General features: G+C 70.1%; 15 protein-coding genes. 10 read left to right on the top strand and 5 right to left on the bottom strand.

Annotated features, from left to right (window positions below):
- Positions 1-3 precede the first annotated feature (3 nt).
- Entirely contained in the window at positions 4-1,017 is a 1,014-nt protein-coding gene (gene holA / locus RY94_RS12395) for a DNA polymerase III subunit delta (RefSeq protein WP_043445486.1), read from the top strand.
- Between the two features lie 84 nt (positions 1,018-1,101).
- On the opposite strand, the gene rpsT is transcribed toward holA, so the two are convergent.
- Together rpsT and RY94_RS12385 are read right to left on the bottom strand one after the other, a co-directional pair.
- Complete coding sequence (gene rpsT, locus RY94_RS12390; protein ID WP_043445483.1) at positions 1,102-1,362, bottom strand: 30S ribosomal protein S20; 261 nt, start codon at positions 1,360-1,362, stop codon at positions 1,102-1,104.
- Between the two features lie 222 nt (positions 1,363-1,584).
- A complete protein-coding gene (locus tag RY94_RS12385; RefSeq protein ID WP_043445481.1) occupies positions 1,585-2,115 on the bottom strand; it encodes a type II toxin-antitoxin system PemK/MazF family toxin in 531 nt (176 codons plus the stop codon).
- Positions 2,116-2,351: 236 nt separating this feature from the next.
- On the opposite strand from RY94_RS12385, the gene lepA reads away from it, so the two are divergent.
- Both lepA and hemW read left to right on the top strand, forming a co-directional pair.
- Positions 2,352-4,205: a translation elongation factor 4 gene (gene lepA / locus RY94_RS12380; protein ID WP_197060671.1), complete on the top strand. Its 1,854-nt coding sequence runs from the start codon at positions 2,352-2,354 to the stop codon at positions 4,203-4,205.
- Positions 4,206-4,235: 30 nt separating this feature from the next.
- On the top strand, positions 4,236-5,465 hold the full coding sequence (gene hemW / locus RY94_RS12375) for a radical SAM family heme chaperone HemW (protein WP_043445473.1): 1,230 nt from the start codon (positions 4,236-4,238) through the stop codon (positions 5,463-5,465).
- A 43-nt stretch (positions 5,466-5,508) separates the two neighbouring features.
- On the opposite strand, the gene RY94_RS12370 is transcribed toward hemW, so the two are convergent.
- A complete protein-coding gene (locus RY94_RS12370; protein ID WP_043445470.1) occupies positions 5,509-5,925 on the bottom strand; it encodes a DUF4870 domain-containing protein in 417 nt (138 codons plus the stop codon).
- 79 nt (positions 5,926-6,004) lie between these two features.
- Entirely contained in the window at positions 6,005-6,868 is an 864-nt protein-coding gene (locus RY94_RS12365; protein WP_043445467.1) for a DUF3097 family protein, read from the bottom strand.
- Between the two features lie 172 nt (positions 6,869-7,040).
- Between RY94_RS12365 and hrcA the strand changes: the two genes are divergently transcribed.
- The 3 genes from hrcA to RY94_RS12350 all read left to right on the top strand — a co-directional run bounded on the left by hrcA (position 7,041) and on the right by RY94_RS12350 (position 10,070).
- Entirely contained in the window at positions 7,041-8,054 is a 1,014-nt protein-coding gene (gene hrcA / locus RY94_RS12360) for a heat-inducible transcriptional repressor HrcA (RefSeq protein WP_043445465.1), read from the top strand.
- Between the two features lie 118 nt (positions 8,055-8,172).
- Positions 8,173-9,303: a molecular chaperone DnaJ gene (gene dnaJ / locus RY94_RS12355; protein WP_043445462.1), complete on the top strand. Its 1,131-nt coding sequence runs from the start codon at positions 8,173-8,175 to the stop codon at positions 9,301-9,303.
- 2 nt (positions 9,304-9,305) lie between these two features.
- A complete protein-coding gene (locus tag RY94_RS12350; RefSeq protein WP_043445459.1) occupies positions 9,306-10,070 on the top strand; it encodes a 16S rRNA (uracil(1498)-N(3))-methyltransferase in 765 nt (254 codons plus the stop codon).
- Positions 10,071-10,125: 55 nt separating this feature from the next.
- Here RY94_RS12350 and RY94_RS12345 read toward each other — a convergent pair whose 3' ends face one another.
- Entirely contained in the window at positions 10,126-11,115 is a 990-nt protein-coding gene (locus RY94_RS12345; RefSeq protein ID WP_052274311.1) for a GerMN domain-containing protein, read from the bottom strand.
- A gap of 456 nt (positions 11,116-11,571) precedes the next feature.
- Here RY94_RS12345 and RY94_RS12340 point away from each other — a divergent pair, with 456 nt between their 5' ends.
- From RY94_RS12340 to era, 4 genes are read left to right on the top strand one after another with little or no spacing between them, the layout of a single operon-like run.
- Positions 11,572-12,606, top strand: a complete 1,035-nt coding sequence (locus tag RY94_RS12340; RefSeq protein ID WP_052274310.1) for a PhoH family protein — start codon at positions 11,572-11,574, stop codon at positions 12,604-12,606.
- Positions 12,603-13,076: an rRNA maturation RNase YbeY gene (gene ybeY / locus RY94_RS12335; protein ID WP_043445456.1), complete on the top strand. Its 474-nt coding sequence runs from the start codon at positions 12,603-12,605 to the stop codon at positions 13,074-13,076. The genes RY94_RS12340 and ybeY overlap by 4 nt, the downstream gene beginning before the upstream one ends.
- Positions 13,073-14,383, top strand: a complete 1,311-nt coding sequence (locus RY94_RS12330; RefSeq protein ID WP_082046320.1) for a hemolysin family protein — start codon at positions 13,073-13,075, stop codon at positions 14,381-14,383. Before ybeY ends, RY94_RS12330 begins: the two co-directional genes overlap by 4 nt.
- Entirely contained in the window at positions 14,370-15,299 is a 930-nt protein-coding gene (gene era / locus RY94_RS12325; RefSeq protein ID WP_043445453.1) for a GTPase Era, read from the top strand. The genes RY94_RS12330 and era overlap by 14 nt, the downstream gene beginning before the upstream one ends.
- Positions 15,300-15,366 lie beyond the last annotated feature (67 nt).

Here is a 15,366-nt window from a genome sequence, read left to right as displayed (position 1 = left end):
CACGTGGCAACCAGATCACCGGCCGGCCGGACCGGCGCCGCCCATCAGCAGACATCCTCCTGGCGCGAGGTGCAACCGGCGGGAGTCGTCCTGCTCGCCGGCCCGGAGGACTATCTCGCATCGAAGGCGGCGGAGTCCATCCGGCAGCAGGTCCGGACGGCGCAGCCCGAAGCCGAGCTGGTCCGTTTCGACGCCGGATCCTACGAAGCGGGCCATCTGACGATGCAGGCGAGCCCGTCACTATTCGGGGACTGGAAGATCATCGAGGTGGCCGGGCTGGCGCAGATGAGCGACGCCTTCCTGGTCGACGCCCTGTCCTACCTCGCCGACCCGGCACCCGACGTCGTCCTGGTGCTGCGCCACTCGGGCGGCAACCGCGGGAAGAAGCTGCTGGACGCGATCAAGGCCGCCCGGGCCACCGTGGTCGACTGCCAGCCGCTGAAGAAGGACGGCGAGAAGGCCGAATTCGTCACGACCGAGTTCCGCCTCGCGCGCCGGCGCATCGACCCGGATGCCGTCCGGGCCCTCGTCGCCGCCGTCGGATCGCAGCTACCCGAGCTCGCAGCCGCCTGCCAGCAGCTCATGGCCGACATGACCGGTGACGTCACCGTCGAGACGGTGGAGAAGTACTACGGAGGACGCGTCGAGGCGACGGGCTTCAAGGTCGCCGATGCGGCGCTGGCGGGACGCACGGCCCAGGCGCTGTCCATGCTGCGCCACGCCCTGGCCACGGGCGCCGACCCCGTCCCCATCGTCGCCGCCCTCGCGATGAAGGTCCGGGCCGTGGCGAAGGTCCACGGTGTCCGGGGCTCCTCCATGCAGCTGGCCAAGGACTTGGGCATGGCCCCCTGGCAGGTGGACCAGGCGCGGAAGGAAGCCCAGCGCTTCAGCCCCGACGCCCTCGCCCGCTGCGTGCGGGCCCTCGCTGAGGCCGACGCCCAGGTGAAGGGCGAGTCCCGGGACCCCGTCTACGCGGTCGAGCGTGCGGTCACCGTCATCGCGCTCGGAGACGGCTGACCGGGACGGGACGGAGCAGGCGCCCGAGGAACGACGAAGGGCCGGCCCCGTGAGGAGCCGGCCCTTCGTCGAAGGTTCCGCAGCTTAGAGCGCGTTGACCTTCTTGGAGATCGCGGACTTGTGGTTCGCTGCGTTGTTCTTGTGCAGCACACCCTTGGTGACAGCCTTGTCGAGCTTGCGGCTGGCCGCCTGCAGCGCCGTAGCGGCAGCATCCTTGTCCGCGCCATCGACGGCCGTGTTCACGGCGCGGATGGCGGTCTTGAGCTCGGATTTGACCGAGTTGTTACGCTGCCTCGCCTTTTCGTTGGTGAGGATGCGCTTCTTCTGGGACTTGATATTTGCCACGTATGAGAACTTTCTTTGTATTGCGGACTGGTCGTGAGGGTAGTTCGGCCAACCGAAGACTGAGCGGCGTGGGGATACCGTGTGGCGATCGGCCAAAGTGCCCGAAGACCTGCGCGGACACACAGCTATACAGGTTAGCAGAAACCTGCCCGCAACCCGAGCGACCCGGGGTCGGACCCCGGTTCCGGCCGGGGCGCGGACAGCTGCCCGGCGACGCGGCCCTCAGCCGAACAGGTGCGCGGGGACCTCCGCGACCACCCGTTCGTAGTGCGGACGCGGAAGGACGGCGCCCTCCCTCCTGATGTCGTCCGGCAGGATGCGGAGCAGGCGGTCGACCCGCACCTCGCTCGGGCGCCCCTGCCGGTCCCACGCCCCCGTCCCGATGTCGACGTAACGGTCGTCGTGGTCGCCGGCGTTGTTGCGGTCCCGGCTCGTGAGCATCAGGCCGAGCAGGGTGCCGCCGTCCCGGCCCACCAGCAGCACGGGGCGGTCCTTCCCCTGCGACGGGTCGTCCTCGTACGGCACCCACGTCCATACGATCTCCCCGGGATCGGGCTTGCCGTCGGCAGTAGGGGAGTAGGCGAGCAGGGCCGTCCGGCGACGGCCCTGGGTGGACGGGGACGGGGAGGTCCCCGAGCGTCCGGCCGGCCGGCGTCGGGCGGGGGTGCCCGTCCGCTCGGCGGGCGCGGTGCTGCTGACGGCGCGGACGACGCGGTTCGCGAGGGACAGGAAGGAACGCAGGGTGATCGCCATGGTCGAATCCTAGCGAGCAGACCCACCGGTCCCGGCGAGCGGGCGGCCGCGCGGGCGGCGGCCGCCCATGGGGGCGATTGCCGCAGCCACGCGGCGTCATGGGACACTAGGGGAGGCCGCCGCGGACCGGTGCCACCGGACCCGGGCCCGCCCGCCCGGCCACCGCACCCCGGACCGGTTCCGTGCAAGACCCCGTTCCGTCCAGAGACCCTGTTCCGCAAGAGTGAGGAAGCTACGTGTCACCCATGGCCCGCACCGCTCCGGTGCCTGCCGCCACCGATCCGGCGATCATCAGGAATTTCTGCATCATCGCCCACATCGATCACGGGAAGTCCACGCTGGCCGACCGCATGCTGCAGCTCACGGGAGCCGTCGAGCAGCGGGACATGAAGGCGCAGTACCTCGACCGGATGGATATCGAGCGCGAGCGCGGCATCACCATCAAGTCCCAGGCGGTCCGCCTGCCCTGGGAGGTCGACGGCACCGCCTACGCGCTCAACATGATCGACACTCCCGGCCACGTGGACTTCACCTATGAGGTGTCGCGGTCCCTTGCCGCCTGCGAAGGCGCGGTGCTCCTCGTCGACGCGGCGCAGGGCATCGAGGCCCAGACCCTCGCGAACCTCTACCTCGCGATGGAGAACAACCTCACGATCATCCCGGTGCTGAACAAGATCGACCTGCCCGCGGCCCAGCCCGAGAAGTACGCGGCGGAACTGGCGAGCCTGATCGGCGGCGAACCGGAGGACGTGCTGAGGGTGTCCGGGAAGACCGGCATGGGCGTCGAGGTGCTCATGGACAAGATCGTCCGCGACCTGCCCGCGCCCACCGGGAACCCGGATGCACCCGCCCGCGCCATGATCTTCGACTCCGTCTACGACACCTACCGCGGCGTCGTGACCTACGTCCGGGTCGTCGACGGCAAGCTGAGCCCTCGTGAGCGCATCCAGATGATGTCCACGCGGGCCAGCCACGAGCTGCTCGAGATCGGCGTCAGCTCGCCTGAGCCGAAGCCGTCCAAGGGCCTCGGCGTGGGCGAGGTGGGCTACCTCATCACCGGTGTGAAGGACGTCCGCCAGTCCAAGGTCGGCGACACCGTCACCAACCTGGCCAAGCCGGCAGCGGAGTCGCTGGGCGGGTACCAGGACCCGAAGCCCATGGTCTTCTCCGGCCTCTACCCGCTGGACGGCACCGACTACCCCGTGCTGCGCGACGCCCTCGCGAAGTTCACCCTGAACGACGCCGCCCTGGTCTACGAGCCCGAGACGTCGGCCGCGCTGGGCTTCGGCTTCCGCGTCGGCTTCCTCGGTCTCCTGCACCTCGAGATCACCCGCGAGCGCCTCGAGCGCGAGTACAACCTCGACCTCATCTCCACCGCGCCGAACGTCGAGTACGAGGTGACCCTCGAGGACAAGCAGGTGCTGAAGGTGACCAACCCCAGCGAATACCCTGTGGGCAAGATCTCCGAGGTGCGCGAGCCCATGGTGTCCGCGACCATCCTCGCGCCGTCGGAGTTCGTGGGCGCCATCATGGAGCTCTGCCAGCAGCGCCGCGGCGTCCTCGGCGGCATGGACTACCTGTCCGAGGAGCGCGTGGAGATCCGGTACCGGCTGCCCCTCGCGGAGATCGTCTTCGACTTCTTCGACCTGCTGAAGTCGAAGACCCGCGGGTACGGGTCCCTGGACTGGAAGGCCGACGGCGACCAGGTGTCCGACCTCGTGAAGGTCGACATCCTCCTGCAGGGCGAGCAGGTGGACGCCTTCAGCGCCATCACCCACCGCGACAAGGCCTACGCCTACGGCGTGATGATGACGGGCAAGCTCCGCGAGCTGATCCCGCGCCAGCAGTTCGAGGTGCCCATCCAGGCCGCGATCGGCGCGCGCATCATTGCACGGGAGAGCATCCGCGCGATCCGCAAGGACGTCCTCGCCAAGTGCTACGGCGGTGACATCACACGGAAGCGCAAACTGCTCGAGAAGCAGAAGGAAGGCAAGAAGCGCATGAAGATGGTGGGGCGCGTGGAAGTACCCCAGGAAGCCTTCATCGCCGCCCTGTCCTCCGACGAGTCGAAGGACAAAGCCAAGAAGTGACGCGCCACGGTTCCGGGCGGTCGACGCACCATGCCTAGCGCGCTGCCGCTCGGGCTGCCGGCGCCGGAGGACGGCGTCCTGCCGCCCTCCGCGGCCGAGGGGGCCCTCGACCGTGACTTCTGCCTCTACGTCCACATCCCGTTCTGCGCCGTCCGGTGCGGCTACTGCGACTTCAACACGTACACGGCCACCGAGCTCGGCGGCGGCGCGTCGCAGGACGCCTACGCCGGCTCCGTCCTCGCCGAGCTCGCCCTCGGGGTACAGGCGCTGGAAGCCTCCGGGGTGCCGCCCCGCCCGCTCTCGACGGTCTTCTTCGGCGGTGGCACGCCCACGCTGCTCCCCGCCGAGGACCTCGCGGCGATCCTGCGGGCCGCCCGCGACCACTGGGGCCTGGCGCCGGACGCCGAGGTGACCACCGAGGCGAACCCGGACTCGGTCACCCCCGCATCGCTGCGCGTCCTCCGGGACGCCGGCTTCACCCGGATCTCCTTCGGCATGCAGTCCGCGGTGCCCCACGTCCTGGCGGTCCTCGACCGCACCCACTCCCCGGAGCGCGTCCCGCAGGCCGTGCAGTGGGCCCGGGAGGCCGGGCTGAAGGTCAGCCTCGATCTGATCTACGGCACCCCGGGGGAGTCACTGGAGGACTGGCGGGCATCACTCGCCACCGCGCTGTCCTACGGACCCGACCACATCTCCGCCTACGCCCTCATCATCGAGGACGGGACGAAGCTCGCGTCGCGCATCCGTCGCGGGAAGGTGCCGCCGATCGACGACGACGACCACGCCGACAAGTACGCCCTCGCGGACGAGATGCTCACCGCGGGCGGCCTGCACTGGTACGAGGTGAGCAACTGGGCGCGGACCCCGGCCGATGCCTGCCGGCACAACCTGGCCTACTGGCGCGGCAGCGACTGGTGGGGAGCGGGCCCGGGAGCCCACTCCCATGTCGGCGGGACGCGCTGGTGGAACGTGAAGCACCCACGCCCCTATGCGGACGCCCTGGCGGCGGGCCGTTCCCCGGCGGCCGGACGCGAGGTCCTGCCGGACGGGGACCGCTACGTCGAGGACGTGATGCTGCGGGTGCGCCTGCGGGAGGGTCTCGCGACGGACACCCTGACCTCGTCGGGCCGGCAGGCCGTTGCTGGCCTGATCGCGGACGGACTCGTCGAGCCCGCTGCGGCCTTCGCCGGCCGCGTGATCCTGACCTTCAGGGGTCGGCTGCTCGCGGACGCCGTGGTACGCCGGCTGCTGCCCGACTGACCCGCGGCCGCCGGGCCGGCCCATCAGGGGCGCGGCGGGTGGTTCAGCGGATGAGGCGCAGATTCACGGGGTAACGGTACGGGCGGCCGCGGTTCACCTGGATGCCCGCGTTCACCGAGAAGACGGTGATCGTCAGCCAGATGAGGGCGTTCACGACCGCGAACACCCCGCCGATGACGGGCATCAGCGAGAGCAGCCAGGCGACCAGCGCGAGGATCGTGGGAGGCAGCGTGAAGTTCAGCGCCTCCTTGGACTCCTGGGCCGTGAAGGGACCGCGATCCTTGAAGATCAGGAAGATCAGCAGGGACGGGATGAAACCGAGGACCCCCCCGAAGTGGGCCAGGGTGGCGTACTGGCGATCCTCGGACGCCGTCAGGGGAAGGGCGTTGGCCGGAGTGCCTTCGAACGGGGGCTGCGACTCGCCCCGTCCGTGCTGCTGTCGGTCGGCGGTGTTGGACAACGTCAATTCCTTTGCTGGCGGTCGGGAATCTTCCCCCGGAGTGTGCTCCAAGGATACGTGGTGACCGGCACCGCGGGGCTCAGGGAGTACCCGGGGTGGCGGTGAGGAAATCGATCACTTCCTCGACCCGGCCGAGCAGCGACGGCTCCAGATCCGCGTAGGTGCCGACCCGGCCCAGGATGCGCCTCCATCCGTTGGCCACGGCGGCCTGGTCATGGTGGGGCCAGCCCAGGCCGGCCAGGATGCCCGTCTTCCAGTCCTGGCCGCGGGGGACCACGGGCCAGGCCGACAGGCCCATCGCCGACGGCTTCACGGCCTGCCAGACGTCGACGTACGGGTGGCCGACGATCAGCACGTTGCCGCGGGCCCCCGGAGCGGTCATCGCCTGCTGCGCGATCCGGAACTCCTTCGTGCCCGGGAGGAGGTGGTCGACGAGGATGCCGAGCCTGCGCTGAGGACCGGGACCGAAGTCCCGGATCGCCCCTTCGAGGTCGTCCACGCCGTGCAGCGGTTCGACGACGATCCCCTCCAGGCGCAGGTCGTCGCCCCACACCTTCTCGACGAGTTCGGCGTCGTGCTGGCCCTCCACCCAGATCCTGCTCGCGCGGGCCGTCCTCGCCCGGGCGTTCTGCACCCGCACGGAACCGGAGGCGGTGCGGGTGGCGGCAGGGTTGGCGGTGCGGGCTGCGCCCGGGACGGGTGCGACGACGTGGACAGGGCTGCCGTCGAGGAGGAAGCCGTGGCCGAGGCGGAACGTCCGCGTCCTGCCGCGCCGGTCCTCGAGCACCATCACGTGGAGTCCGCCGGACTTCTCCACGCGGACCACCGCGCCGACGAACCCGCTCTGCACGTCCTCGAGGACCATGTCCTTCTCCACGGGGACATCGGCGAGTTCCACCCGCTTCGGAGCCGATATGTCGTGGGCTCCCCAGCCGTAGTCCATCCGGGTCCGTCCTTCCCACGGGGGCTCCGGCGGTCTGCCGCAGCCCGGGATCCCAATGCTAACAATCGAAGAGGACGTACTAGACTTGGCACTTGGATGTGTCGAGTGCTAACCGCGGGCCACTCGCCGCGCCGACCCAGGGGAGAGGAACGGATCCGGAGGTGACACAGGTATGAGTGAACCGCGACGCCTGGAGGTGCTCCGGGCCATCGTCGAGGACTACGTCCATTCCCGGGAGCCCGTCGGGTCCAAGGCCCTGGTGGACCGCCACGGGCTCGGCGTCTCCTCGGCCACCATCCGCAACGACATGGCCGTCCTCGAGGAGGAGGGCCTGATCACCGCGCCGCACACCAGCTCCGGACGCATCCCCACCGACAAGGGCTACCGCCTGTTCGTGGACCGTATCTCCGAGGTGAAACCGCTGTCCGCGCCGGAGAAGAAGGCCATCCAGACCCTCCTGGAGGGTGCCGAGGACCTCGACGACGTGATGGACCGCACGGTGAGGCTGCTTGCGCAGATCACCAACCAGGTGGCCGTCGTCCAGTTCCCCCGCGTCGGTGGTGCGTCCGTGCGGCACATCGAATGCGTGCTGCTGGCCCCGCAGCAGATCCTCGTCGTCCTGATCGCGTCGAACGGCACCGTGCAGCAGCGCATCGTGCGGACCCACGTGGACATCGAGGAGTCCGAGCTCGCCGAGCTCAAGCAGCGCATCCTGTCAGCGGTGTCGGGCGTGAAGCTCGTGGCGCTGCCGGGCGAGCTCGGTGCCGCCCTCTCCCAGTTCCCCCCGGGGCTGCGTGCCCACGGGGGTACGATCGTCAGGGTGCTCGAACAGCTCGCCGGGCTCGGACGGGACGACCGCATCCTGCTTGCCGGGACGGCCAACCTGGCCCGCTCGACGGGGGACTTCCCGCTGAGTATCGGCCCCGTCCTCGAGGCGCTCGAGGAGCAGGTGGTCATGCTGCGGCTGCTGTCGGAGATGGAGTACGACGCGCGCGGCATCTCGGTGCGGATCGGGAGCGAGAATCCCTACGGGGGGCTGTCGGAGGCCTCCGTGGTGGCAACAGGGTACGGGCCGGATGCCGGAGCGAAGCTCGGGATCCTCGGCCCCACCCGCATGGACTATCCGACCACGATGGCGGCGGTGCGCGCCGTCGCCCGCTACCTCTCGAGGATCCTCGAGGAATAACGGGGCAGCGGGCAGCGGTTCTGGGTTGTCGACGGCCACCCAGTGCCGACCATGGCCTTTCCGCCGGTCCAGCCGGCGAGCAGATGACAGAACAGTCAACAGGAAGTGATGTGCACGAGTGAGTAATCACTATGAGGTCCTCGGTGTGGCGCAGGGCGCGACCGGGGAGGAAATCAAGAAGGCCTACCGCAAGCTCGCCCGGAAGCTCCACCCCGATGTGAACACGGGACCGGACGCGTCGGAGGAGTTCAAGGCCGTCAGCCACGCCTACGAGGTGCTGTCCGACCCCCAGAAGCGGCGGGTCTACGACACCACCGGCAACGAGAACGGGACGGACAGCGGCTACGGCTCGGGGTACTCGGGCTCGGGCTTCGCCTTCCAGGACATCTTCGAGACCTTCTTCGGCGGTGGCGGCCAGCAGGCCGGTGCCCCGTCGAGGACGCGCCGCGGGCAGGACGCGCTCATCAACGTGCGCATCGACCTGAAGGACGCCGTCTTCGGCACCAACAAGAAGATCGAGGTGGACACCGCGGAGATGTGTCCGACGTGCGACGGCAGCTGCTGCCAGCCCGGCACGTCACCGCGCACCTGCGACATCTGCGGCGGCTCGGGCCAGGTCCAGCGGGCCGTGCGTTCGATCCTCGGCCAGGTCATGACGAGCGCCCCCTGCGGCACCTGCCAGGGCTTCGGCACCGTCATCCCCAGCCCCTGCCACGAGTGCAGCGGTGAGGGCCGTGTCCGTGCCCGCCGCACCCTGACCATCAAGGTCCCGGCGGGTGTCAGCACCGGCACGCGCATCCAGCTGGCCGGCCAGGGCGAGGCCGGGACGGCCGGCGGACCGCAGGGCGACCTGTACGTGGAGATCCGGGTGGCCACCGACTCCACCTTCCTGCGCGACGGCGACGACCTGCACGTGACCCTGAGCGTCCCGATGACCGCTGCCGCGCTCGGCACCACGGTGCACCTGGACACCTACGACGGCGACCAGGAGCTCGACATCAAGCCCGGCACGCAGCCCGGCGAGATCCTGACCCTGCGGGGCCTCGGCGTCACGCACCTGCGAAGCCAGGGCAGGGGTGACCTGCGGGTCCACCTCAACGTCGAGACCCCGCGCAACGTGGACCCTCAGCAGGAGGAACTCCTGCGGAAGCTGGCCGAACTGCGCAACGAGGAGTACACGGACGGCCAGCTCGCCAGCAGCGGCTCCGGCGTCTTCGCCCGCCTGCGGGAGCGGCTCGGAAACCGCTGACCATGACGCGTCCCCTGTTCTTCGGGCCGGGCGAGGCGGTCCGTGCGGCGACCCCCGGCGGCGTCTTCGTGCTCGGCGGTGACGAGGGGCGCCACGCCGCCACCGTCCGCCGCCTCGGCGAGGGCGAGCGCCTCGACGTCTCCGACGGTGCGGGGTACCGCATCGGCGGCACCATCAGCGCGGTCGGGAACGGCACCGTGGAGATCACGGTGGAGACAGCCGGCCAGGAGCCCGCACCGCGGCACCGGCTGATCCTCGTGCAGGCCCTGGCCAAGGGCGGCCGCGACGAGCAGGCCGTGGAGGCGGCGACCGAACTCGGGATCGACGCCGTCGTGCCCTGGCATGCGGAGCGGAGCATCGTGCGCTGGCGCGGCGACAGGGCCGAGAAGGGCCGGCAGAAGTGGGTGTCGCTCGTTGGTGCCGCGGCGAAGCAGTCGCGCCGCTCGTTCGTGCCGGAGGTGCACGCCGTGATGGACACCTCCCGCCTGGCCGCATGGGCGGAGACCGTCGAGAGCATGATCGTCCTGCACGAGGACGCCGACCTCCCGCTCGCCGACCAGGTGTCCGCGCTGCTCGCGGGCGCTCCGTCGGGTGCGACGTCGACGGCCGTCGTCGTCGGACCGGAGGGCGGGATCAGCGACGCGGAACTGGGAAAGCTGCGCGCCGCGGGAGCCGGGACCGCGCGCCTGGGCCCGCATGTCCTGCGCTCCTCGACGGCCGGCCCGGCGGCGCTGGTGCTGCTGAACCACCTGCTCGGACGCTGGTAGTCCGCCTGCCGCGCATGCGTCGGCCGGCCGACGCATGCGTCCGCCGGCAGGACACCTAGCCGACGACGACGGTCTTCGAGTCGGCGGAGTCGCCGTCATCGGAGGGGACGGAGACGGTGATCTCGTACCGGCCCGGAGGCAGCGTCACCGGGAACGAGTAGGCACCCGGCGCGCCGTCCTGGCGTGCGATGGCCACCGAGCCGTCCCGGTAGAGCTCCGTGCCGCCCTCCGCCGAGCCGTCGATGCTGCGATCGATGCGCCAGGCCAGTTCCTCCTCGGACGCCGGGCCGATCCCGTGGACGGTCAGGCTCCCGGGGTCGGTCCGGGTGCCCTCCTGCGGATCGATGATCCACAGCGGGGCGAGGGTCGCGGCATCCCGGGTCCACTCGCCGCCCAGGTCCACGGACCCGAAGGCCCGGCGGTCCGCCGCGCCGTCCACCAGGACGACGACGGAACTCGCCTCGCCGCCCGCGATGAGCCCCGCATCCGAGGCCGCCGCCGTGGCCGTGTACACCAGTTGCTGCAGGGCGAGGCGCGCCTGTTCCTCGTCGAGGCGCTGCGCGAAGGCATCGGAGGAGATGTCGAGGGTGATCACGTTCTTCGTCGAGACGGACGAGCTGATGCCCGATGCCGCCCGCCAGGACGAGTGGTAGTCGGGATCGAGCGGGCGGCCGGAGGTCATCAGCCTCACGGCATCCGCGATCGGATCGCCCGCGGACTCCTCCGGCGTCGCCAGGTACTCGCGGAAGAGCCGCTCGTCGCCGTCGTCGCCGCCGAGCCAGTAGACGGGCACCAGCGGCCGGGCGTCGTCCGAGGGGCCCGCGGCGGAGCCCCGCCGGAGCTCGGCATCGGCCGGATCGGTGGTGGCGCCGTCGGTCGCCGTCGTGGCGCGGGGATCCGGAAGGGGGGCCATCTGCGCGCTGCCCGCCAGCCGCCCCAGATCGGGGAGGAGGAAGGCGCCGCTGCCCACCAGCACGCCCCCGGAGACGAGGAGGATTCCGCCGAGTCCCAGCCGGCTCTTCTTCAGCGGGTCCTGGTGGTTCATGCTCTCCTCCTCTCCTCGGTGCGCGCGGGACGATCGGTCGTGCCCGGCGATGGGTGGTGTCGTCCGGTCCCCGGAGCGTGGCACCGGCGGCGCCGTCCCCGGCGCGGCCGCCGGCAGGATCGCTCAGGGCGGACGTATTTCAGCTTGGCACAACGCGGCAGCGCTGCCCGGCCGAATATCGACGCGGGGGACGACTGAAACCTGATCGATACGAAGCCGTGGCCGATTCGCTACGAATCCCGCGGCGCACGGAGAGCGGGGACAGCGGTCCGAGAAATCGCTTGCATTCCGGCCGGTTGCGGGGAATCAAGGCCCCTCGGACCGTGTTGACGAAAGGGCCGGGGCAGGCGGGATGACGTACCATTGACATCCCTGCCTCATGGGCGGAGGCGGCACAACACCACCAGTAGTACGAGAATTCGGATGAGGGGCGATCGAAGGCCGGACGGCCGAGGTATGAGCGAAACTTCAACAGGCATCAACGCGGCAGGACTCGACACCAGGGTGTTCCTCTTCGACTCGACGGAGCAGATGGTGCAGGCGCTGGGATCCAACGACGAAGCGCTGCGGCTGATCGAGGAGTCCTTCCCCGGCGTGGGCCTCCACGCCCGCGGCAACGAGCTCACGATCACCGGCCCCTCGGCCGACGTGCTGCGGACCGAGCGGCTCGTCGCCGAGGTCCGCTCCATGGCCGCCAACAACGCGCCCGTCTCGCCCCAGGTCCTGGAGCAGCTGGTCACCATGCTGAAGACGCAGAGCGCGGCCCGTCCGGCGGAGGTGCTGTCCGTCAACATCCTCTCCTCGCGCGGCAGGACGATCCGCCCCAAGACCCTCAACCAGAGCACGTACGTCGACGCGATCGACCGCAACACCATCGTGTTCGGCATCGGTCCGGCGGGTACCGGCAAGACCTACCTCGCGATGGCCAAGGCCGTGCAGGCGCTGCAGCACAAGGAAGTCAACCGGATCATCCTGACCCGGCCCGCCGTCGAGGCGGGGGAGCGCCTGGGCTTCCTGCCCGGCACGCTCAACGACAAGATCGACCCGTACCTGCGCCCCCTGTACGACGCCCTGCACGACATGATGGACCCCGATTCCATCCCGCGCCTGATGGCGGCCGGGACGATCGAGGTGGCCCCGCTCGCCTACATGCGCGGTCGGACCCTCAATGACGCGTTCATCATCCTCGACGAGGCCCAGAACACGACCCCGGAGCAGATGAAGATGTTCCTCACGCGCCTCGGCTTCGGCTCGAAGATGGTCGTGACGGGCGATGTCACGCAGGTCGACCTGCCCAGCGGCACGAGCTCCGGCCTGCGCGTCGTCAGCGAGATCCTCCGCGACGTCGACGACGTGTACTTCAGTGAACTCGACGCCACCGACGTCGTGCGGCACCGGCTCGTCGGGGACATCGTGAGCGCCTACGGCGACTGGGACGAGACCCAGCGTGCCGCGCAGGCGCGCACCGGTCGGCCGGCGGCCGCCCGATGAGCGTCGAGGTCAACAACGAATCCGGGCACGACGTCGATGAGGCCTCCCTCGTCCGCCTGTCGAACTTCCTGCTCGAATCGCTCTTCGTCCACCCCGAGGCCGAGCTGTCGATCATCCTCGTGGACACCGCCGCGATGGAGAGGCTGCACATCGAGTGGATGGACGAGCCCGGTCCCACCGACGTGCTCTCCTTCCCCATGGACGAACTGCGGCCGGGCACGCCCGGCCGGGTGACACCCGCCGGGCTCCTCGGCGACATCGTCCTGTGCCCGGACGTCGCGGCATCGCAGGGCGCCGCCGCAGGGCACGGCACGAAGGACGAGCTGCTGCTGCTGACCACGCACGGGGTCCTCCACCTCCTCGGCTACGACCACGCGGAGCCCGAGGACGAGAAGGAGATGTTCGGCCTGCAGCGCCAGCTCCTGTCCGACTTCCTCGGCGGCGACGCCCCCCGGGAGACGCGCGCTTGACCATCTGGTTGCTCGCGCTGATGGGACTGCTCTTCGCCCTCACGGCCGCCCTCGTCACGGCCGCCGAGGCGGCTTTCAGCTACCTGCCGCGCCAGGAGGGCGAGGCGCTCGTCGCCGAGTCCCGGACGCACTCGATCCGGCGCATCCTCGACGCGCCCGTCGCCCATATGCACGCCCTCCGGTTCTGGCGGGTGTGGTTCGAGATGGCCGGGGCCGTCGCCGTCGCGATCCTCTTCCACGACCTGCTCGACAACGTCTGGCTGGCCGGCCTCCTCGCCACCGCGGTGATGGCCGGCGTCGGCTTCGTGATCGTGGGCGTGTCGCCCCGGCAGCTCGGGCGCACCCACGCTCCCGGCGTGGTCCGCCTGACCGCAGGACTCGTGTCCTTTTTGTGCACGGTCCTCGGCCCGATTCCGCGCTGGCTCGTGCGCATCGGCAGCTCCATCACGCCCGGCGCAGCGCGCGACGAGGCAGCGTTCTTCACGCAGGAGGAGTTCCGTGAGCTCCTCTCCCGCGCCTCCGACGCCGAGATGATCGAGGACAACGAGGCGGAGTTGATCCACTCGGTGTTCGAACTCGGCGACACCAAGGTCCGCTCGGTCATGGTCCCGCGCACCGACATGGTCACGATCGAGTCCGGCTCGACGCTCAGCCAGGCCATGTCCCTCTTCCTCCGCTCGGGCTACTCCCGCATCCCCGTCATCGGCGAGAGCTCGGACGACATCCGCGGGCTCCTGTACCTGAAGGACGTCGTGGCGAGCCTCCACGGCCGGCCGGCGTCGAACCTGGCCCGCCCCGTCGACGCCGAATGCCGGCCCGCGCGGTACGTCCCGGAGTCCAAGCCTGTCGGCGACCTGCTCCGGGAGCTCCAGCGCGAGTCGACCCACGTGGCCATCGTCATCGACGAATACGGTGGCACGGCGGGCCTCGTCACGCTCGAGGACCTCATCGAGGAGATCGTCGGCGAGATCGTGGACGAGTACGACTCCGAGGTGCCGGAACAGGAACAGCTCGGCGGCGGCGAGTACCGGGTGAGCGCCCGCATGGGGATCGACGACCTCGGCGAGCTGTTCGGCCTCGACCTCGACGACGAGGAGGTGGACACGGTCGGCGGCCTGCTGGCCAAGACCCTGGGCAGGGTGCCGATCGTCGGATCAGAGGTCACAATTGACGGTATCGGCCTGCGGGCCGAACGCGTGGAGGGCCGCCGCAACAGGGTCTCCCACGTGATCACCTACCGCCTGCCGACAGGGCATGCAGCGCACGACGAACGAGAGACGATAGAGGCTGACAATGAGCGACGCTAAGCACAGGGCAGGATTCGTCTCGCTCGTCGGACGGCCGAACGCGGGCAAGTCGACCCTGACGAACGCCCTCGTGGGGCAGAAGGTCGCCATCACGTCGGCCAAGCCGCAGACCACCCGTCACACCATCCGGGGCATCGTGAACCGCGAGGACTCGCAGATCGTCCTCGTCGACACCCCCGGGCTCCACCGCCCCCGCACCCTGCTGGGTCAGCGGCTCAACGACCTCGTCGCCGACACCCTCTCCGAGGTGGACGCCGTCGGGTTCTGCCTGCCCGCGAACGAGAAGATCGGCCCCGGGGACCGCTTCATCGCCGAGCAGCTCGCCCGGCTGAACCGCAAGCCGCTGATCGCGGTGGTCACCAAGACCGACCTCGTGGACCGGCAGGCCCTCACGGAGCAGCTCCTGGCCGTCGCGAGGCTCGGCACCGAGGTGGCGGGTGACGACGGGTGGGCCGACATCGTGCCCGTCTCCGCCGCGGACGGATTCCAGGTGGCCACCGTCGCCGAGGTCTTCAGCAGGCACATGCCCGAATCGCCCGTCCTGTACCCCGACGGGCAGCTGACGGATGAACCGGAGGCCGTCATGGTGGCCGAGCTGGTCCGCGAAGCCGCCCTGGAGGGCGTCCGTGACGAGCTCCCGCACTCCCTCGCCGTCGTCGTGGAGGAGATGATCCCGAGGGAGGGGCGCAGCGAGGACAATCCGATGCTCGACGTCCACGTGAACCTGTACGTCGAACGTCCGTCCCAGAAAGCCATCATCATCGGCAAGGGCGGGGCGCGGCTCCGGGAAGTGGGGACCAACGCACGCCGGGGCATCGAGGCCCTGCTCGGCACCCGCATCTACCTCGACCTCCACGTCAAGGTGGCCAAGGACTGGCAGCGCGACCCCAAGCAGCTGGTCAAGCTAGGGTTCTAGCAGGCACTACTTCCCGGCACCGTTCGTTGGACTGCCGGGACACGCCCATGAACCTGCCAGCCGGCCG

This window comes from Arthrobacter sp. L77 (assembly GCF_000816565.1).
GTDB classification, from domain to species: Bacteria; Actinomycetota; Actinomycetes; order Actinomycetales; family Micrococcaceae; genus Arthrobacter_D; species Arthrobacter_D antioxidans.
Note: the sequence above shows the minus strand (reverse complement) of the source record. Positions and strands in the feature narration are given on the sequence as shown.